The 19,002-nt window shown below is 45.6% G+C and carries 17 protein-coding genes; 10 read left to right on the plus strand and 7 right to left on the minus strand.

The features are described from left to right. Positions 1 to 42: 42 nt before the first annotated feature. From EJO50_RS10425 to EJO50_RS10455, 7 genes are all read right to left on the minus strand, one after another. Positions 43 to 828 (minus strand): SLBB domain-containing protein, encoded by a 786-nt coding sequence (locus EJO50_RS10425; protein WP_125973946.1) that lies wholly within the window; start codon positions 826 to 828, stop codon positions 43 to 45. Further along, positions 828 to 1,721, minus strand: coding sequence for an EpsD family peptidyl-prolyl cis-trans isomerase (locus tag EJO50_RS10430; protein WP_125973948.1), 894 nt, complete (start codon positions 1,719 to 1,721; stop codon positions 828 to 830). Before EJO50_RS10430 ends, EJO50_RS10425 begins: the two co-directional genes overlap by 1 nt. 34 nt (positions 1,722 to 1,755) lie before the next feature. Beyond that, positions 1,756 to 3,240: an undecaprenyl-phosphate glucose phosphotransferase gene (locus tag EJO50_RS10435; protein ID WP_233702046.1), complete on the minus strand. Its 1,485-nt coding sequence runs from the start codon at positions 3,238 to 3,240 to the stop codon at positions 1,756 to 1,758. Positions 3,241 to 3,313: 73 nt separating this feature from the next. Then, positions 3,314 to 4,486, minus strand: coding sequence for an outer membrane beta-barrel protein (locus EJO50_RS10440; protein ID WP_164521488.1), 1,173 nt, complete (start codon positions 4,484 to 4,486; stop codon positions 3,314 to 3,316). Between the two features lie 805 nt (positions 4,487 to 5,291). Continuing rightward, positions 5,292 to 6,203 carry a diguanylate cyclase gene (locus tag EJO50_RS10445; protein ID WP_125973952.1) on the minus strand — a complete coding sequence of 304 codons (912 nt, stop codon included), beginning with the start codon at positions 6,201 to 6,203 and terminating at the stop codon, positions 5,292 to 5,294. After that, positions 6,200 to 9,751: a hybrid sensor histidine kinase/response regulator gene (locus EJO50_RS10450; RefSeq protein ID WP_125973954.1), complete on the minus strand. Its 3,552-nt coding sequence runs from the start codon at positions 9,749 to 9,751 to the stop codon at positions 6,200 to 6,202. Before EJO50_RS10450 ends, EJO50_RS10445 begins: the two co-directional genes overlap by 4 nt. Continuing rightward, positions 9,732 to 10,859, minus strand: coding sequence for a BMP family ABC transporter substrate-binding protein (locus tag EJO50_RS10455; RefSeq protein ID WP_125973956.1), 1,128 nt, complete (start codon positions 10,857 to 10,859; stop codon positions 9,732 to 9,734). Before EJO50_RS10455 ends, EJO50_RS10450 begins: the two co-directional genes overlap by 20 nt. A gap of 524 nt (positions 10,860 to 11,383) precedes the next feature. On the opposite strand from EJO50_RS10455, the gene EJO50_RS17175 reads away from it, so the two are divergent. From EJO50_RS17175 to ntrC, 10 genes are all read left to right on the plus strand, one after another. Continuing rightward, complete coding sequence (locus EJO50_RS17175; RefSeq protein WP_164521489.1) at positions 11,384 to 11,554, plus strand: hypothetical protein; 171 nt, start codon at positions 11,384 to 11,386, stop codon at positions 11,552 to 11,554. 178 nt (positions 11,555 to 11,732) lie between these two features. Beyond that, positions 11,733 to 12,020 (plus strand): DnaJ domain-containing protein, encoded by a 288-nt coding sequence (locus EJO50_RS10460; RefSeq protein ID WP_206434369.1) that lies wholly within the window; start codon positions 11,733 to 11,735, stop codon positions 12,018 to 12,020. Then, positions 12,017 to 12,559 carry a hypothetical protein gene (locus tag EJO50_RS10465; protein ID WP_125973958.1) on the plus strand — a complete coding sequence of 181 codons (543 nt, stop codon included), beginning with the start codon at positions 12,017 to 12,019 and terminating at the stop codon, positions 12,557 to 12,559. The genes EJO50_RS10460 and EJO50_RS10465 overlap by 4 nt, the downstream gene beginning before the upstream one ends. A 70-nt stretch (positions 12,560 to 12,629) precedes the next feature. Next, entirely contained in the window at positions 12,630 to 13,394 is a 765-nt protein-coding gene (locus EJO50_RS10470) for a hypothetical protein (protein ID WP_125973960.1), read from the plus strand. 9 nt (positions 13,395 to 13,403) lie between these two features. Further along, positions 13,404 to 14,600: a hypothetical protein gene (locus EJO50_RS10475; protein ID WP_125973962.1), complete on the plus strand. Its 1,197-nt coding sequence runs from the start codon at positions 13,404 to 13,406 to the stop codon at positions 14,598 to 14,600. A gap of 198 nt (positions 14,601 to 14,798) precedes the next feature. After that, the gene (locus EJO50_RS10480) at positions 14,799 to 15,422 is read left to right on the plus strand and encodes an HAD-IA family hydrolase (RefSeq protein ID WP_125973964.1); all 624 of its coding nucleotides are present in this window, start codon (positions 14,799 to 14,801) and stop codon (positions 15,420 to 15,422) included. Beyond that, entirely contained in the window at positions 15,422 to 15,700 is a 279-nt protein-coding gene (locus tag EJO50_RS10485; protein ID WP_125973966.1) for an Rdx family protein, read from the plus strand. The genes EJO50_RS10480 and EJO50_RS10485 overlap by 1 nt, the downstream gene beginning before the upstream one ends. A 130-nt stretch (positions 15,701 to 15,830) precedes the next feature. Beyond that, complete coding sequence (locus EJO50_RS10490) at positions 15,831 to 16,310, plus strand: DUF4124 domain-containing protein (RefSeq protein ID WP_125973968.1); 480 nt, start codon at positions 15,831 to 15,833, stop codon at positions 16,308 to 16,310. 174 nt (positions 16,311 to 16,484) lie between these two features. Further along, a complete protein-coding gene (gene glnL, locus EJO50_RS10495) occupies positions 16,485 to 17,552 on the plus strand; it encodes a nitrogen regulation protein NR(II) (RefSeq protein ID WP_125973970.1) in 1,068 nt (355 codons plus the stop codon). Continuing rightward, positions 17,549 to 18,943 carry a nitrogen regulation protein NR(I) gene (ntrC, locus tag EJO50_RS10500; protein ID WP_125973972.1) on the plus strand — a complete coding sequence of 465 codons (1,395 nt, stop codon included), beginning with the start codon at positions 17,549 to 17,551 and terminating at the stop codon, positions 18,941 to 18,943. Before glnL ends, ntrC begins: the two co-directional genes overlap by 4 nt. Positions 18,944 to 19,002 lie beyond the last annotated feature (59 nt).

The raw sequence follows: 19,002 nt of genomic DNA on the forward strand, positions 1-19,002 counted from the left end.
CAACCTATGCATGGCAATTCAGAAAAGCTAAAAACCAGGCAACTAAAAAAGACTTTCCTGAACAAAAATAGTATCGTTTTCTAATAAAAAATCAGTCAGCTTTGCTTCTATTGTTGTAATTACCCCGTATTGATCCGCCCGATGAATTTCTATACTGCGCTGCGATGCCCGGGGATTAAAACCTCCGGCCAGAGCCAGGCCTTGCATAACGGTCATTTTAGGCTCCATACGAAATACGCCCGGGCGATTTACTTCCCCGTAAATATAAAATTGCTGAGCACGCGGCACATAAACCACATCACCACTTGCTATTGCCATATTTCGCTGGCTTTCGTTTAATGATTTCATTGACTGGCTCAGGCTATATTCGATCCTTTCCGGGCCACGCAAGATGATAATTGCATCACCAGCACTCGAATTTAACCCACCGGCAATCGCAATTAAATCAATCAGCCCGGTTGCCCCTTCCAGAGCATAACGCCCTGCCCGATTCACCTCGCCAATCACCGCAATACGCTGGCTGCGGTATTGAGAAATCATCACACTTACATTGGGATTGTTAACAAACCCCCCTTTTTTCAAATTACCCGCAATAAGCGCTTCTGCTTCCGTATATTGCAAACCTAAAAGCTTGATTTCACCTAATAAAGGAAATGCAACGGCACCTTTATCATTAAGCTGCAATTCGGTGCTTAAATCCGGATGGTCATAGATACTTATTTTTACAATATCACCCGGGCCTAGACGATACTCTGTATTAGGCGCTGCAATTACAAAGCAACTTATGAATAATGCCCAAACAAAAATTACTAGCCGGGTCATTTTCATTATTTTAATCCTTTCAACCCTGCTTTAATTCCATCATCCGTCGTTGCCACAGGACTACTTGCATCCGGAGCCTGTTCTACAAATTTTTGTGTATATGTTACTTTGGCAGCATCACGTAATGATTTCATTTTAAGCTTGGCCTCAACCTGCACTTTATCATTTTGTAAATAACGCTGAATTAAAGGCGATGCATTCTCTTTAGCAACCGGAGCTAAAACACTGTCTTTTAATAAGAGTAAAACTACTTTATCCCCTTCAGGCATTGTAATAATATCGCCTGATTTCATAGCAGAAAATTTTGGCAGTAAAGCCAAAGGCAATTGTTCTGCGGTCCGCTTTACTTCATTTTCGCTGAATTTAATCTGCTCAGCTGTAAAAATGCCTTTAATCTGCTGCACGCTACCTGCACTATCCAGCTGTTTGGTCAAACCCTCGTTATAAGATTTTTTATCGATACTAAATACAGCAAATTCATAATTTTTACGTTCGGAAAATAAAGCCGGATTTTCATTATAAAATTTATCAATATCAGCCGGCTTTAAGGCTTCCGGTTTACCCAACACCCGCTCTGCCGCAGCCTGTGCCAGAATCTGACGTTTTGCTGATTCAATAGATTGCAAAACATTAGGCTCTCTGTCTAATTTAAGCTCGGCGGCTTTTTGTACTAATAATTCCTGATCAATTAATTGATCAAGCATTTGCTGCTTCATCGCTGGTGTTGCAGCCTGCACACGCCCCAGCAGCGTATTTAACTGATGCACAGTGATTTCTGTTTTATTTACTGTTGCCAAAACCTGACTTGGAGATTTTTTTTCTTCTTTATTACCACACCCTGCCAGTAATGCCACAGCTGCAACCATTAAAACCAGTGGCTTCATTTTTGTTTTAAACACGATGAATTCCCTATTATTTATTTTAAGTTAAGTTTTAATATGCATTTCTATCACGGAAAATAACAGCAACCGTTAATACAATAATCTTCAAGTCCAGCCAGACAGACCAGTTACGCAAATAATCCAAATCGTATTTAATACGATTTTGCATTTTATCCAGTGTATCTGTTTCCCCTCTAAAACCATTTACCTGTGCCCAGCCAGTAATACCAGGCTTAACCTTATGACGAATCATATAGCCTTTGATCAGTTTTCTGTATTGCTCATTATGAGCATTTGCATGAGGCCTGGGGCCAACAATGCTCATTTTTCCCTCCAATACATTGATAAACTGTGGCAACTCATCCAAAGATGATTTGCGCAAGAAACTGCCTATAGGCGTTAAGCGCTGATCATTTTTAGTGGCCTGCACCACCCGGTCACCATCTTCCATTACCGTCATTGATCTGAATTTGTAAACAAGCACGCTATCACCATTTTCACCATAGCGACGCTGCTTGAAAAATACAGGCCCGGCAGATGTTAATTTAACGGCCAGAGCAATGGTGGCAAGTACAGGCCAGATCATAAGTAAAATAAACAGGGATAAAACAACATCACTGATTCTTTTAATTACACCATTTAAACCCATAAACGGACTTTCACAAATAGCGACAATAGGCATCCCGGCCACATTATCAAAACGGGCATTAATCAGGTCGAAAACAAACAGATCAGGAATAAAGTAAATAGAAGCCGTACTGTCTTTTAGCTCGTCAATCAGCTCGAGCACACGAGGCTGCGAGCTCATAGGTAAAGATATATAGATTTTTTTTATGCCATGCTCTTTTATATATTCCGGCAGCATATCCAGGCTGCCCTTTAGATGTGGTGTAGCACTTTTAGGTAAACGGCTTATGGCTCTGTCATCAAAATATCCCATGAAATCCATTTTTAAAAATGGCTCATCATGAATACTTTTTACCAGAAACTGGCTAGGCTGATTTACCCCAACCACAACCACTTTACTGCGCTCTGCATTCTCTCCCGAATCCACCCTCAATACATAAACACGGATTGCTATGTGAACCAGAATCAATACTAAAGGGGAAGCAATAAACCAGGTAATAATAAATGGCGGGTAATAATAATCTATAAATCCGGAAATTCTTCCAATCAGAACCAGTGCGGCAACAACTGCCAGCCATTCCGCAATAAACCGCCCCAAGCCCAGCCAGGATCTTGAATAACCCGGCATAAATAAAAACATGCCATCTAGCAATAATGCGGTAAGTAAAAACGCGAGTGTTGCAAGAATAAATCCATAGCCATCCATTGCAATATTAAAAGGAATAGCAATTAGATAAAAAGATACAACAACCAGAATAGGGTCAATAAATAACTTGAAAAAACTAATAAAAGGCGCTACGTTTGAAAATTCGCGAAAACGATCCGCAAGCAGGCTAGGAGCCGCAACAATATTAGCTTCTAGTGTATTCTTATCCATCATTTGATCAATGTTTTCTACTGAATCATTCAAAATATTCAATACCTTTAGGTGCAAATAGTCTTTAATAACATTAAAGCATCATTAATTTTAATTTCACTAAAAATCAATAATCAAACCTCGCATTCAGCCCCAGCTGGTAGTCTTTATAATTACCATTGATCACCTCACTGTTTCTCTGCTCTGCCCGAACATAGCTTGTAATGGTTAATGGCAGTAAAGCCTTATAATTTAACCCTATACGTAAGCTATTAGTATTTTCATTTCTCTGTGCATTGCCACCTGCCGCTTCAAAACTGCGCTCTCTGCGATCAGCATCAATATTCCAATCCATCTTAGCCGTCATCGCCCACTTTGCGCCTATATTCATATGCCGATCCAGATTGCGCCCAGCGCCACTGGTAAACTCCGAAAAACTTTGCCCATAACCTATCTTTAATGATGTTTTATCCGTCGCCTGCCATGCCAGCCCCAGATCCCATTGTGGCGTATTTTGACTTTGATCATTAAATGCCGAAACCCAGTGACTTAGGCCTAATGAAGAACTGATGATTAATTTATTGCTGGGAGAGTACCCTAAATTAACCGAACTTGTTTGCTCGGTAAAACCTGCTCTGAAGGGTAAATCAATATCATAGGTATATTTTCGCCAGCCATGCCGAAGCGAAATATAATTGCCTTTTGCCGTTTGATAACGCAGACCTAAACTGGCAGTATTGTTTTTAGCATCAATAAATTTTTTTAAATCATGCTCTTCGGTACTTATCCCTGCCGTAGCAATGATTGAAAGCGTACTTTTTAATTTCAATATCCCCTGCCAGTCCACACTATTCTGGCGCTGCATATCCAATACACGATTACCCTGAGCCGCAAATAGATCGTCTTCGAATGAAGACATTCTATTTGAAGCTTTTGCACTTAGCTGGCCACTTAAACGGCTGCCTAGCAGCCAATCCCACGCCAAGCCTACATTCCACTCATTGTGATTTAACTCACTAAAATTCCGGTAATTAATCTGGCTAATATCTGCATTGGCGTGAAGCAGCTGGCGAGACAGAATTAAATCTAATTGGCCACTCACTTTGCTATCTAAACGTAAATCTGCTTTGTGCCCATTTTCACGAGTTTGCGTATTTTCTATATTTTCAGCTAATTTGAACAAATTACTATCGTACTGGGATGCTAAATTGACATTCAACTTTACTGTGTCTTCAGGCCCATAAGCAGCTTGTGCATAATTTAAAGAACACAAACCCAGCAAACCAACGCGAAACCACATCACAAGATCCTTACTTATTGAGCCCTTATTAGCCAAGAAGATAGCTGCATTGTATTTCAAACTTCCTACTGTAAACTTATATGACATATTTTTTAAATGTCATGGCAAAGAGTTTACCTCTATTTTTAACCTACTGCATTTTTGCGTCATATTGCAAAATACTTATGTTACTTACAGCTTGCTACATTTAAAAATAGGCAAGCTTTCTTACAAAATACTATCCCTGCCATATAATCTGAATAATTTCTAGTTGAAAAAGTCATTTTATTCACCGAAATATTACAAAAATTGCCAGAAATTCAAAGTAAACGGGTTTGTCTGCCTGACCAATTGCATCCCGATGGCATAAATATATTAAATCGATGATTTTCGTATCTGATGCGAATCAAATGCATTTACCTACATTATTACCTGTTTGTTCCCTTAACGTCCTTACGCCACTGTACTTACATCCGTGCTCAACCCGCCTGGTGGGTGAGCTAAAACACTACATTTTCCAGCAGCGCCTGATGGTTTTGCGATTGGGTAACAAAGCGAAACAATGCCAATGCCCCTTTTTTTGGACAGGCAGATACAAAACAGTGACGCATCACTTGTCCGTGGCCGGATAACGCAGCCACTCTATTTTAACGTTCAGGGGATAGTATTTATTGGCGGGTCATTGCCTGAATGCAAAACTTGATTTGCAGGCCAATGATGGCTAATTAGATATCGGGCAGGCATTTTGCCTGAAATGAGCTATTTACCAAACCTTGGAGATCATTTCATCAGCCATAGTACCGGCATTAAATTGAAAATGTGTGTACTACTCATCTTCGCCACACACCCGGTTGCGGCCGCCAGCTTTAGCCTGATACAGGCGTTCATCTGCTAGTTTTAAAATATTTTCCGGGAAAGAGAGCTGCTCCCCCTGTGCAGTAGCGATCCCAATACTGACCGTGATAACACCTGCTGCTCTGGATTTTTTATGGGGTAAAGCCAATAATTCGATGTCATAACGCAATTTATCTGCAAGCATAATTGCACCGATATTGTCGGTGTCCGGCATAACCAGCACAAATTCCTCTCCGCCATAGCGCGCGCCCATATCCCCGCCTCTTCCCAAACCATAACGCAGTACCGAAGCCACACTATGCAGCGCTCTATCGCCCATGGCATGACCATAGCAATCGTTATATTGCTTGAAAAAATCAACATCGAGCAGCGCAATAGACAAAGCACAGCCAGCCCGTGCACAGCGGCGGCACTCGTAAGCAAAAGTCTGGTCAAACTGACGACGATTAGGGATTTCTGTCAGTGCATCAATATTGGCGAGTGACTCCAGTAAGCGATGCTGCCGTGCCAGGCGCAGATGCAACGCGACTCTGGCCCGAACCACAGTGGCATGAAACGGCTTGGTAATATAGTCAGAAGCCCCCATTTCCAGCCCGCGCGCCTCGTCTTCAGGCCGATCCAGACCAGTAATAAAAATCACGGCAATACCCATCGTGGCCGGATTTGCTTTTAAACGCTGCAATACTTCGTAGCCGTCCATATCCGGCATCATTACATCCAGCAAAATCAAATCCGGAATATGCTGAATTGCTTTTTCCAAACCCTGCTCACCGCTCTTTGCCATAATCACCATATGCTCATTTTTGAGCAACTCACCAAGAACCTTTCGATTAATGGGCGCATCATCAACGATCAATATTTTTTGCGGTGAAGTTTCACTCATACATCCTCACTCAGTATATTTATTTGCAAGAGTTCCGGTCGTTGCAAAACAAATCGATTTAATTCATCCAGCGCTTCGGCGTATTCCAAATCAACAATAGCCTTGTAGATCACATCCAGAGTGAACTTAATATCCGAATCACTATTTTGCGCAAATAGCGCAAGCTGCAAACAATGAAACGCATCTTCAGCCTTTACATCATCGGCCTGTAAATCAATACGTAATTGGTTAATTATGCCTGAGATTACTGCCGGATCAGGCAAAACGGGCGCCATAGCATGCGAAGTAAATAAAGATAGCCCTTCAAACAAGAGACGCAAAGCTGCGATCAGATCTGGCACCTGCGCCAGCGCGATATCTGTATGCGCTGAGCGTAACGCCTCCTCGATAGCCCCTGCCCTGGCACTCACCTCTTCAGCTCCCAGATAAGCAGAAGTTGATTTCACACTATGCACAAGCTGCTGTAACTCATCCGTATTGACGATGGCAAATGCAGACTCCAGCGCAGGCAGCAGCCGGGCAGCGTCTTTACGAAATAATTCAATAATTTTAGAAAGCCGTAGAAAATCACCGGAGGATCTGGCCAGCGCGACAGACCAGTTTACCCCTGCAATATCCGGCAATGAGGCCAGTTCTTTATTCTGGCTCTTTGCAAACTCCAGCGCGACCTCATCCGGCACACCGGATATATCGCGGCAATGCAAACTGACAGGGTTAATCCAGTGCAGCAATACTCCAATTAGAAGATCAGGATTGATCGGCTTGGTGATATGCCCATTCATGCCCGCTTGCAAACTAAGCTGTCTGTCCCCGCTCATCGCATGGGCCGTCATAGCAATAATTGGCAGCTCCGTATAGCCCAGAGCGCGAATCTGCTCTGTGGCATTGAGCCCATCCAATTCAGGCATCTGGATATCCATCAGGACTAAATCATAATGCACTGTGCTTACTTTATGAATCGCTTCATACCCATTGATGGCAATATCAACAATAACAGGGACCTCAGCTAAAATACCCAGCGCAACTTCGCGGTTAATTTCATTGTCTTCCACCAGTAAAACCCGTGCGCCTTTTAATGGCAGCAAGCTGCTATCGAATCCAGCAGAATGATCAGGCAAGCTTCGGGCTGCTAATCCGCCATAGAGCGCATCATTAATACAATTAAATAGCTGGGATGAATTAATTGGCTTTGTTAAAAATCCATCAATATCAAGGCCGCTGGACTGCTTTTTTAAATCATCTTTTGAATACGCAGTCACCATTAAAATGGCAGGCATTTTAATAAGATCAGATTGCTGCCGGATACGCTGCGCCGTTTCAATACCATCCATACCGGACATATGCCAATCCAGTAATACCAGATCAAAAGAGCGACCATTTTCTTTCGCTTTGTCCAGCGCAATCAATGCAGCAATTCCGGAATCGGCAAGCTGATATTGCACTCCAAAAGATGAAAGCATATCCCCCAGTAATTCGCGTGAAGCGGCATTATCATCCACAAGCAACAGATATAATTTATCCAGGTTATCTGCTGAATAAGCTATTTTTTCGGGAAAGTCATGGCAAATACCCAGCTCGATACAAAAATTAAAACAGCTCCCTTTGCCCACTTCGCTGGTAACCGTAATGTCACCGCCCATTAGCTCCACGAGCTGCCGCACAATAGAAAGCCCCAGACCTGTGCCGCCATATTTACGGGTAATCGAGCCATCAGCCTGTGTAAATGCCTGAAATAATCCATCCAGCTGTGAAGGGCTCATGCCAATACCGGTGTCGCTCACGGAAAAATGCAAAAGCACATGATCAGGCTTACACTCCTGCGCCGTAACAGTAATAATAATCTCGCCATGCTCGGTAAATTTAGCCGAATTATCTGCCAGATTAATCAGGATCTGGCCCAGCCGCAAAGGGTCTCCCATCAAATACCGGGGCACACCTCTGGCCACCTGTAAGATAACAGCGACGCCTTTACTCTCTGTTTTGGGCGTAATCAGGCTGGATGCATTTTCTAAAGTGGTTTTTAAATTGAATGGCACGGTTTCCAAACTTAACTTACCGGCTTCAATTTTTGAAAAATCGAGAATATCATTAATCAGCCCTAACAGGTTTTCACCGGCAATCAACGCTTTTTCAACGTAATTTCGCTGCTGAACATCCAGAGCAGTGCGCAAAGCCAACCGGCTCATGCCAATAATGGCGTTTAAAGGCGTGCGGATTTCATGGCTCATGCGTGCTAAAAAATCACCTTTAGCCCGGCTGGCTTCTTCAGCTTGCTCCATTGCATTTTTTTGCACGGCAGCCAGCTCGCGCCGCGCGGTAATATCAGTCAGCACCACAACATTACCGCCTCCGGGGATACAATTGCGGCCCAGCTGCAGCCAGCGCTCGCCAAGCCGGACCTCGATGCTTCCCAGCCCTGCACCCAGCCAGTCCACTTTCCGGATCATCCAGTCTGCTCTGCCATGATGAACTTCGGAAATCTTTTGCATCATTCCTTCCAGATCCAGCTCCAGGAGCACATCAGGCGGAACTTCAACCAAACGGGCAAATGCTTCGTTCACCATAATCAGTTGCTGCTGTGCATCAAAACCCACAAAGCCGCTAGACATTGATTGCACTGCCGCATTGAGCCTTGCCTGTGCATTGCGTAAATCTTGTTGTGTGGCATTCAACTGGATCGCGTTACAACGAAAAACCTCCAGCGCTGCGGCCATCGCACCCACTTCATCTCTGCGCTCAAGTCCAGCGACTTCCAGCGAAGACTGCCCTTCTGCCAGCTGCTTCATCACCTGCGTCATATCCCAAATAGGCCGGGCAATTACGCGAGCCAGTAAAACAGAAATAATGATAGACCCTAGGCTGACAAGCACAACAATTGACCAAGCCAGCATTCGCGCGTGCTCCGCCTCGGACAGCACATTGGCAATATGCTGATTGGCCAGCAAATCGGCATTTCTCACGTAATCGTTAAGCTTTCCGCGCAGCAAGGTGTAGTGAGTCGTAACCCCCTCGGCAGCAAGGCTGCCTGCAGCAATATCAATACTCACCAGACTGGCGCTTCGCTCGGTGTCGCCCAAAAAATGTTCAATATCTTTAATTAATTGAGCATCCAGCTTGTATTGCTTTAGAAGCCCGGTTTCTCTTCGTAAGCTCTCTGTCTGAGCCCGCAAACTGGCTCTTAAACGGGCAATAGACGATTTATCAAAAAAATTGGTCTCCCACAGCACTAATCGCTGCAAATCAATCTGAATATGTGAAAGCTCCAGAGCCAAGCGACTTACTACCGAGATATTAGGCAGGGTGACCTGGCCCAGCTGGCGCGCAGCCTGACGTGCACTCTCGCCCTGCCCCTGCCCTACCACCGTGACAGTAAGCAAGGCCAGCGTAAAAATAAAAGGCAGCAGCATAAATTTCACAGTTAAGGGAAAGTTAACCAATACCTGCATTAATTTACGCAGCAACTCTTTCACCATGCGACACCCATAAAGTAAATCAACCTTACACAGGCCCGGCTTGCCCCAGGCAGTGTCAACGGGGTAAATCGCCAATAATTCCTTCTGCCAGCCAATACATTTTTTCTAATTCCAATGCCGTGCTTGCAAATTTCTGCCCCTGAGCAATCCGCAATTTGCCAGTGTTATCTTTCAAGGGGCCTGTAAAAATAGTCATCTTGCCGCTTTTTAACATTTCACGCTGCCGGTCTGCCTCAGCCCGGACAAGCGAAGGAACAAGCGGGCCATAGGGACTGCTGTGCATTAATCCACCTGCAAAACCCGTACGGACAGATCGTGGCCAGTCTTTTTTTGACATGATTCTCTGCACATAATCAGGATAGAGGTGACTCCAGTCGAACTCTGCCCCCGTCAATAAAAACCTGGGGGCAATCGTGCTCTGGTCAAAATGGTAACCACAGAAATACACCCCTTTTGCCTCGCACAAAGCCGCCAATTTAGCCGGAGAATCAATATGGCAAGTGATTACATCAATCTGCTTATCCAGGAGCTCATTAAAAGCAGCCGTTTCCTTCTGGGTATTACTCCATTCCCCCGTAAACAGCAGCGTCATTACCGCCTGAGGATTGGCCTTTCGTGCACCCAGCATAAAAGCATTTACATTACGTAAAACCTGGGGAATGGGCTTGGCAGCAATAAAACCCATGCGCCCACCCGCGCTCATCAAGCCTGCCACCAGACCACTCACATACTGAGCCTCTTCAGTGTAGGCAAAATAAGTAGCAACATTTCCCGGGTAGGCCCCCTGCCTATAAACTGCCCCGGCATGCAAGAACACGACATCCGGATATTGCCGGGCAGCTTCAAGAACAAAAGAATTAAAATAACCATAAGAAGTGGCAAATATAATGCGGCAATGCTTTTGCTCAATTAGCAGCGTAATTGCGGCAAGTACCTCTTTTGTTTCTGGGATATGGCTAAGCTCATGAATCTCTACATTGTTAAGCGCGGCAACTGCACGGGCCCCCATGGCATGGGCCTGGTTGTATCCCAGATCATTGGGAGCGCCATGATAAATAAAACCAACCGCAAATTTATCTTTACCAGCCCCCGCCCAGGCAAGCGGCCCCAGCGCACCTAAAACACCCAGCCTGGCAAAGGCAGTCAGCACTTTACGCCGATGCGCCTGGTTAACATTTTGCATGCAGCCTCTCCGAGCTAAAAATGCACAGACATCTGCACGACAAGGCAATAACCACAGATTGCGCTACACCCGGCTGGTATTTAAATAGCCGGCTGGTATCAGATCCTTCCGAGCCGCTGCCGTAAACAGAGGACTTTCGGGGCAACTCATCGCTTTGCATACATTGATCCATCTGCAAGATCTACCGGCCTGCGCCACGCTATCCATTTAAAAACATCGCTACCCACCCAAGATAGCATCACAGTTTTTTTGTGCATCTTCTTTCACTTTTCTTGCAATGATCACTATTTTCAACCACTTTAATTATTACATCGCATTATGCGGTACCCGATAGGTGGTCACATAATAACTTACTAAACTCTTTACACCAGTGGCAAAAAGTCGCAAGCGAGCGTCTATAAGCTAACAAAACTGACAGAAAATCTATTCTCTTTTGCTCAAAAGAGTATTTTTTTGTCATATTACGGCACCCTTGCCTGCACATAAGTAATCAAGCCATGCAGTGTAATTAGCATCGATACGGGATGGATTTCTATCTGGTAAATTGCGCCCACCAGAGCCTGCTGGCACTTGATTTCCGGCTCGGCGCAGCTGTAAACCCAACGTCAGCGGACCTGATCACGATGGATCAGCTGGCAGTCAATTTACTCCAAGATCAACCCAGCGCCCGGCAAGCTGGCTTGCCTTTGCAATAAGTAGTTGATATTGCAAGGGCAGCCTGTCGTTTTTCGTTTAAAATACGCACAAAATCGACCCTGAATATAAACGCGGCATAACCCGCATCTTTGCAGAAAAGACGCATCTGAGATGCTCTGCTCGGCATCAGCCAGCGCTTAATAAGACCTCTAATGCACACCAGGAAAGAAAGCCCACATGTCTGTTATTCAAGATCATTATGCAAAATTAGGCGTTCCACCCACCGCTGGCATTGATTTAATCAAATCCGCTTACCGAAAAAATGCAGCGCGCTACCACCCGGATAAAAACCCGGACCCCGCCGCAGTCGCACAATTCAGAGCCATTCAGGAAGCATATGAAGTACTGGCGGATACAAGCCGCCGCCAGGCTTACGACGACTACCGGCAGCGCAGCCTGATCGATAATCCATTAGAAGTTGCCCGCGAAATTGCTGAAAAATATATTAAAGGAATTACCTTGTGAATATTTCCCCGTACTTCACTGACCTTTACACCAGTTACGAAGCCGAGCTTGACGATTTATCCAGCGATTCCGAAGGAAAATCGGCCCTTGCAAAGCGGCTTAATGAAAAACGTCAGGAAATTGAACACATCCTGCCAATGATTGAATTTGCTCCGGAAATGGTTACCGTTATTTTCTATAATGCTTTCGGTTTTAATAACCCTAAAATCATGCAGGGCATTATTTTTAGTGAGCCTGAAGGCTATGGCGATGACTTTATTTCCTGGAATGAACTTAGCAAACACCTGAATATTGCCAGCTGGGCAGAAAAATTAATTGATGCCATTTTAAATACAGAAGGGGGTGATCTATTTATGGTCATGGCCGCTGCATTAGAGTTTATGCGCAGCAATGGCGCACACGGCCATTATCCCCAGCCCGAAATTATTGAAAATGAAGAGGATAATGACGAAGACGGAGCATTACAATTGGATGAATCAGGCTCAAACTGGCTGAGCGAACAGGGTTTTGAATCAGTAGAAACGGAAAACAACAATTAACTAAGCGCATCGACCTGCCCTGCTCAATACGGCTTAGCCGTGCAATTTAATCAGAGATAAAGGATTTCGAATGCATCCAGCAATTATTAATGCATCAAAATTAATTTTAGTTGGCGATATTAATGGTGCAGAAAAAACACTATCCGATATTGCGGATCAGCAGGGTGATTATGCACTTGCTGAAATTTTGGAAGACGTGCCAGCCAAAGACCTGCTAGCCATTATGCGTGAATATGATTCATCTAAAGAATCTGTACTCAGCTTAATGGTTACGCCCGAGCAATTTGCCCGTGCCATTGTTTTAGACTCACAGTATGGTGATCGCACGAAAGATAAATTACGCGCCATGATGAATGTTGTGATTTACAAGCATTCGGATTCCGCCGAAGAATACCTGGAAGCCATCTATGAAAACAAACCGGCAGGAATAGAAACCCTTGCAGATTACTTCCATGATTTTCACGAAGATGTTTTTAATTTTGTGCTGCATGCCAGTAATACTACTGCAGTACTCCCTTTTATCTCTGACGACGGCAGTAGCAGTATTGATGAAATTAAAGAATTTTTTGAAGTCTTTCACTCGACAGAACATATTATCGATAAATTAAAATGGAATATATCGCGCGCAGAAATCGCCGACAGCGACTGGAAAGAAACCATTTGGGTCTTATTTCATGAATTACCTGATGCATTTGATCATCTGATTCTTGAGCTGCAAGGCCGGGTGCTTAGTAAATACCTGAAAACCGAAAATAAGACTGCAAACAGCACAATGATTGAAGATCTGCTCAAAATAATTGATCTTGAAAGTGACGCCGAAGAATCTGCAATTTAAAGGGAAAGTATGAGCACAGCCTCTACCGCATTATCCACCATTGATAGTCGCAGATTTTTTGATAAGGCCCTTAGCCATGGTGTAGCTGAAGGGCTTATTTCAAGCGAAAAATTAACCCTGATTCAAACTGATTTAGCCAAGGGCATGGTGCAGATTGCCAATTATTTTGGCACAGCCTATCTGCGCCCGGATATTGAATTATCACTCACCCGGATGGTTAATTTAATCAGCCTCTATCTGGAGGAAGTTTCTAAAGGTGATCTGCGGCTTGCAGCGCTATCTTTAAGCAAAAATACCCTGCTATCCCACTCTAAAGCGGGTGCAGATATGCTCAGAAAATTGCATGCAATGCCGCAGGATACTTTACTGCTGGGTAAATCGGGTGAAGACGCAATAAATTATCTGAATCAGCAAACGGCGCAAGAGCATATTTCCTTTGCTAAATATTTTGAAGAAATAAAACAAAGACAGCAGTACCAGCAAAAAATAGAGCTAGGAGCTTGGCTTGCAAAAGCGCTTTCCTTACCTGCCAGAGAATTCTGCGATGCTAAATCGTTGATTCAAACAGCAATGCTGATTCTGTTTGTTAAGGATGCAAAATTTAAACTGCCTAATCGTACAGAAATCGATAAGCTTATTAAATCAGCAAAAAAATCCAGCCTAAATGCAGATCGATTTAATCTGTTTTTTAGCAGCGCACCTGCCCGGGTACAAAGCACGGCCCAGGCAGAAATGGCAGAATTTATGGCATTCGAGCTGGCCAAAATCAAGGCGGCTCTATTTGTGCCCGAAACCTATTATATTCTTGATGCAGATATCAGCGAAATTAGCAGTCGTGATTATGAAATAGCTAAGCATTGGAGAAAAATAAGTAATGATAATGACGAGCAATGTATTGCAACGCTATTTTTATTAGCGGCAACCGAGCTGCCATTAAAATCAACACTACTCAAAAGAGAAGCAAAAGAAATTATTAGTAAATATAGAGATGCAGGCTTTAATGCTGCGGCAATTCATCATTTTATAGAGCATATTATTCCAGTTTCATATCAGGAAGAGCTCACAAAATTATGGAATAGTGATTTAAAAAATACAGCAGGCTACGAGCTGGCCAACGATAACCCGGACCGTCCTGATTTTTATATGGAAAGAGCGCTTAACTATTTGCAATCAATCTGCAGCACTTCCTGGAAAGGGCGTAATTAATATTTATACCCAGCAAGGCTGCGGTTATCTGCAAAACCAGCTCTGTTTCCAGCCTTAAACATAGGAGTAAAATTACCCCCGCCAGCAGGCATTTAATGCATAAGCCGCTGAAATTAAATAAATAAAAACATAACGGCCTGCCAGACTTGAAGCGGTGGGGTACAATGGCCCCGTTTACCATTTCCTTAGCCTGTCATCATGAGTATTCGTGCTGTTATCTTTGATTTTGGTGGTGTTTTATTCGATTGGAATCCCGATTATCTTTATCGTAAATTAATTAGCGATGAAAAAGAGCGGGCATTTTTCTTAAGCGAAGTTTGTAATAGCGAATGGAATATCGGGCAGGACCGTGGCCGTAGTATTAGCGATGCCACCCGAATCAAACAAGCCGAATTTCCAGAATATGCCGATTGGATTGCCGCATTTTATGCACGCTGGCCAGAGACATTAAATGGCACTTTGGTAGAAGGCGTCGCGCTGATGGAACAATTGGAAGCCGCGCAGGTCCCACTCTATGGCTTAACTAACTGGTCTGCTGAAACATTTCCCTATGCATGGGAAAACTATCCTTTGCTCCACCGCTTTAAAGATATTGTGGTGTCTGGCCATCTGGGATTAATTAAACCTGACCCGGCCATTTATCAGGTAATGTTTGAGCGAATAGCTCAGTCTATTCAAAATTTACAGCCTGATGAGCTGGTTTTTATTGATGATGCAGCAAAAAACGCGAATGCTGCTACAAAATTAGGCTGGCACGGGATTCACCATACAAGTGCAAAAGAAACCGCAAGGCAGCTTCATCAATTAGGTGTGCAATTTTAATGGCTACCCATCAATCTCCCCGCATAAGCATTTTGTACTGCGCACAGTGCAACTGGTTACTTCGTTCTGCCTGGCTGGCGCAAGAGCTGCTTTCAACTTTTGCACAAGAGCTGGGAGAAGTCGCTTTGCAACCTGGCACAGGCGGAGTTTTTATTGTGAGCTGTATGGATACCCTGGTCTGGGATAGAAAAATCGAGGGCCGGTTTCCTGAGGCAAAAGAGCTGAAACAACGTGTCCGCGATTTGATCGCACCAGAAAAACAATTAGGCCATAAATAAATAATAAGACTAAATAACAGACCCAATCATCCATATTCTGAAAAATACATGAGCACCTGAATAAGTGCTTTGCGAACACTAGCAAACTTGCTTATGTTGATTTAAACCCGTCCTGTGTTAAGTTACGCCCATGCTTAAGTATCTCTTTATTTCTATCCTCTGTATTGCTCCGTTTGCCCACGCCGATATCTACAAATATGTGGATGAGCACGGCAATGTGACGTTTTCGAATATCCCCATGCGTAACGCGCAGCGTATTCTGGCTGAGCCCGGAGCACTTATCCCTGCGCCGCGCCCACGTGGTAATTCAACCCCGAAGGAGCGCAGCCCGCAAACGGCGACCCCGGGCAACTTCCCGCGTGTTGATGCTGCCACGCAAAAAAGCCGGGATAGTAACCGCCATCTGATTCTGAATGAAGAGCTCACCAGCGAGCAAAAAAACCTGGCCGAGGCGCGCCGTTTACTTGCTGATGCAGAAAACAGCAAAACAGCCGAAGAAAAAGCCAGCCCGCAAAAATATGTGGAAAAAATAGGCCGTATTCGCAATAACATGACGCTGCACGAAAAAAACATCAGCGCCTTGCAATCTGAAATCAGCCGCCTGCGCTAAGCCCCGGCACAGCCCCCGCCCTTATTTCCAGCGCACCACAAGCACAAGGCAATGCACCACCATGGTGCATTGCTCGTGTATGCTTTTACTCTGAAGCCGCCATACAGGCCATTTTCTTGCTGGCCCGCAAATTGCTACACCCCATGGATAAACGATCTTACAGGGCAAGCCGCTATGAGCCATTCTGCCTTTTCCGGCCTGGAGTTTCTGGATGATGCCGTTATCGCTGTTGCTGCAGACGGTACGCTGGTTTACATTAATCCGGCAGCAACTGATCTGCTAGGCCTGCGCCAGGATGACGTAGGCATGACCTTGTCTGCCAGTTTGGAACCACACAGCCCCATTGTGAGCGCCGTCATTACGGCCTGTGCCGAAAACATCAGCATTACCGAGCACGAGCTGCTGCTTTCCACCAACCATGGCGATATCTACGTTACGCTCACTGCCAGCCCCATCGAAACCAGTGCAGCAGCAGCCCTGGTGGAGATCCGCCAGATGGATCAGCAGCGAAAAATTGTAAATGAAGCCAGGCTGCAGGCGCAGCAGCAGGCCAACCGCGAACTGATCCGTAATCTGGCACACGAAATTAAAAATCCGCTTGGCGGAATACGCGGCGCAGCCCAGCTGCTATCAAGCGAGCTGCATAGCCGCGAGCTGCAAGAATATACCCAGGTGATTATTGATGAATCGCAGCGCCTGCAAAGACTGCTTGATCGGCTGCTCACCCCGCATCGCCTGCCCAAGCTGACCGAGCTCAATATTCATGAAGTCCTGGAGCGTGTGCGCAGCCTTGCTTTAGCAGAAACACCCAATGGCTTATCGGTAAAACGGGATTACGACACCAGCCTGCCCAACCTGATTGCCGACCAGGAGCAGCTTATACAGGCGGTACTTAATATTGTGCGCAATGCCGTACATGCCATGGCAGGGGTCGGCGAAATTTTCTTACGCACCCGCATTGCAAGGCAAGTAACACTCAATCGCCGCCGCTTTCCGCTTGCGCTACAAATTCAAATTATTGATAACGGCCCCGGCATTCCCGAATCACTCAAAGAAACACTATTTTACCCGCTGGTTTCCGGCCGCCCCGGCGGAACAGGCATCGGCCTGCACCTGGCTCACACATTTGTAGTACAGCACCACGGTACGATCGAATTTGAAAGCCGCCCCGGCCAAACCTGCTTTAGCCTGCTGCTCCCGCTAAATGGCTGGCAATATAAACCTCATCAGGAGAACCTATGAGTGCCGTCTGGATTATCGATGATGACCGTTCTATCCGCTGGGTATTCGAAAAAGCCCTCGCCAGAGAAAACATCTCGCATGCCAGCTTCGCTTCGGCTACCGAAGCACTGGCTAGACTGCCACAAGAGCAACCAAAAGCCATCGTTTGCGATATCCGCATGCCGGGAGAATCCGGCCTGCAGTTTCTGGAGATTGTGAAGCAGGATTGGCCAGATCTTCCCGTAATTATCATGACCGCCCATTCTGATTTGGACAGTGCTGTTTCTGCCTTTCAAGGCGGTGCGTTCGAGTATTTACCCAAGCCCTTTGATGTGGACCACGCAACCGCCCTAATCAGACGGGCCATAGAAGAAAGTAAGCGCTTTACCCAGAGCGGCCCTGTGCCTGCCAGCTCGCCCGCGCCGGAGATCCTCGGCCAGGCCCCTGCCATGCAGGATGTATTCAGAGCGATTGGCCGCCTGAACCAATCGACTGCCACCGTTCTGATTACAGGAGAATCAGGCAGTGGTAAAGAGCTCGTCGCCCGCGCCCTGCACCGGCACAGCCCGCGTGCTGCCCGCCCCTTTGTTGCCATAAACACCGCTGCAATTCCCAAAGACCTGCTGGAGTCCGAATTATTCGGTCACGAGCGGGGTGCTTTTACGGGGGCGGACGCCAGACGCCAGGGGCGCTTTGAGCAGGCAGAAAGCGGCACTTTGTTTCTGGATGAAATAGGCGATATGCCATCCGAGCTGCAAACCCGCTTGCTGCGCGTATTGTCTGATGGTTTTTATTATCGGGTAGGCGGGCATCAGCCGATTAAAGCCAATGTACGGGTGATTGCCGCAACGCATCAGCATCTGGAAGAACGCGTGAAACAGGGGCAATTTAGAGAAGACCTCTTTCATCGCCTTAATGTAATTCGCCTGCGCTTACCTGCGCTGCGGGAGCGATCGGAAGATATCCCCTTACTGACACGTTTTTTCCTTATTAAATCTGCGTCAGAGCTGGGTATTGAGGCGAAACAGCTAAGCGATGATGCGATGGCAAAGCTCGCCACATTCGGTTTTCCGGGCAATGTACGCCAGCTGGAAAACCTGTGCCACTGGATTACCGTGATGGCACCCGGGGCACTGGTGCAGGCAGGCGATTTGCCACCGGAACTCAATGGAAGTGAAGCTTCAGGCAAGAATGAAGACTGGCTGGGCCAGCTTGGTATTGAAATCAGCCAGCGTCTCAGCCGTGGCGATAATCGTATTCTGGATGAGCTCGTTCCTGCATTTGAGCGCATGGTAATCGAGCGAACATTAGCCCACACCGGCGGCAAACGCACAGAGGCCGCAGAATTACTAGGCTGGGGGCGCAATACCCTCACCCGGAAAATCCAAGAGTTAGAAATGAAAAACAGCTGATTTTGATCTGGATCGAAAGTTACCAGCCAAAATAAAGCCACATCACTGTGGCTTTATTT

This window comes from Iodobacter ciconiae (assembly GCF_003952345.1).
GTDB classification, from domain to species: domain Bacteria; phylum Pseudomonadota; class Gammaproteobacteria; order Burkholderiales; family Chitinibacteraceae; genus Iodobacter; species Iodobacter ciconiae.

What these genes read in the sequence shown, in the direction of transcription:
- EJO50_RS10490 (WP_125973968.1), top strand. Translation starts at nt 15,831, where the DNA reads ATGCTTAAGTATCTCTTTATTTCTATCCTCTGTATTGCTCCGTTTGCC.
- EJO50_RS17175 (WP_164521489.1), top strand. Translation starts at nt 11,384, where the DNA reads ATGGATTTCTATCTGGTAAATTGCGCCCACCAGAGCCTGCTGGCACTT.
- glnL (WP_125973970.1), top strand. Translation starts at nt 16,485, where the DNA reads ATGAGCCATTCTGCCTTTTCCGGCCTGGAGTTTCTGGATGATGCCGTT.
- EJO50_RS10480 (WP_125973964.1), top strand. Translation starts at nt 14,799, where the DNA reads ATGAGTATTCGTGCTGTTATCTTTGATTTTGGTGGTGTTTTATTCGAT.
- EJO50_RS10440 (WP_164521488.1), bottom strand. Translation starts at nt 4,486, where the DNA reads ATGTGGTTTCGCGTTGGTTTGCTGGGTTTGTGTTCTTTAAATTATGCA.
- EJO50_RS10460 (WP_206434369.1), top strand. Translation starts at nt 11,733, where the DNA reads ATGTCTGTTATTCAAGATCATTATGCAAAATTAGGCGTTCCACCCACC.
- ntrC (WP_125973972.1), top strand. Translation starts at nt 17,549, where the DNA reads ATGAGTGCCGTCTGGATTATCGATGATGACCGTTCTATCCGCTGGGTA.
- EJO50_RS10445 (WP_125973952.1), bottom strand. Translation starts at nt 6,203, where the DNA reads ATGAGTGAAACTTCACCGCAAAAAATATTGATCGTTGATGATGCGCCC.
- EJO50_RS10475 (WP_125973962.1), top strand. Translation starts at nt 13,404, where the DNA reads ATGAGCACAGCCTCTACCGCATTATCCACCATTGATAGTCGCAGATTT.
- EJO50_RS10470 (WP_125973960.1), top strand. Translation starts at nt 12,630, where the DNA reads ATGCATCCAGCAATTATTAATGCATCAAAATTAATTTTAGTTGGCGAT.
- EJO50_RS10425 (WP_125973946.1), bottom strand. Translation starts at nt 828, where the DNA reads ATGAAAATGACCCGGCTAGTAATTTTTGTTTGGGCATTATTCATAAGT.
- EJO50_RS10455 (WP_125973956.1), bottom strand. Translation starts at nt 10,859, where the DNA reads ATGCAAAATGTTAACCAGGCGCATCGGCGTAAAGTGCTGACTGCCTTT.
- EJO50_RS10485 (WP_125973966.1), top strand. Translation starts at nt 15,422, where the DNA reads ATGGCTACCCATCAATCTCCCCGCATAAGCATTTTGTACTGCGCACAG.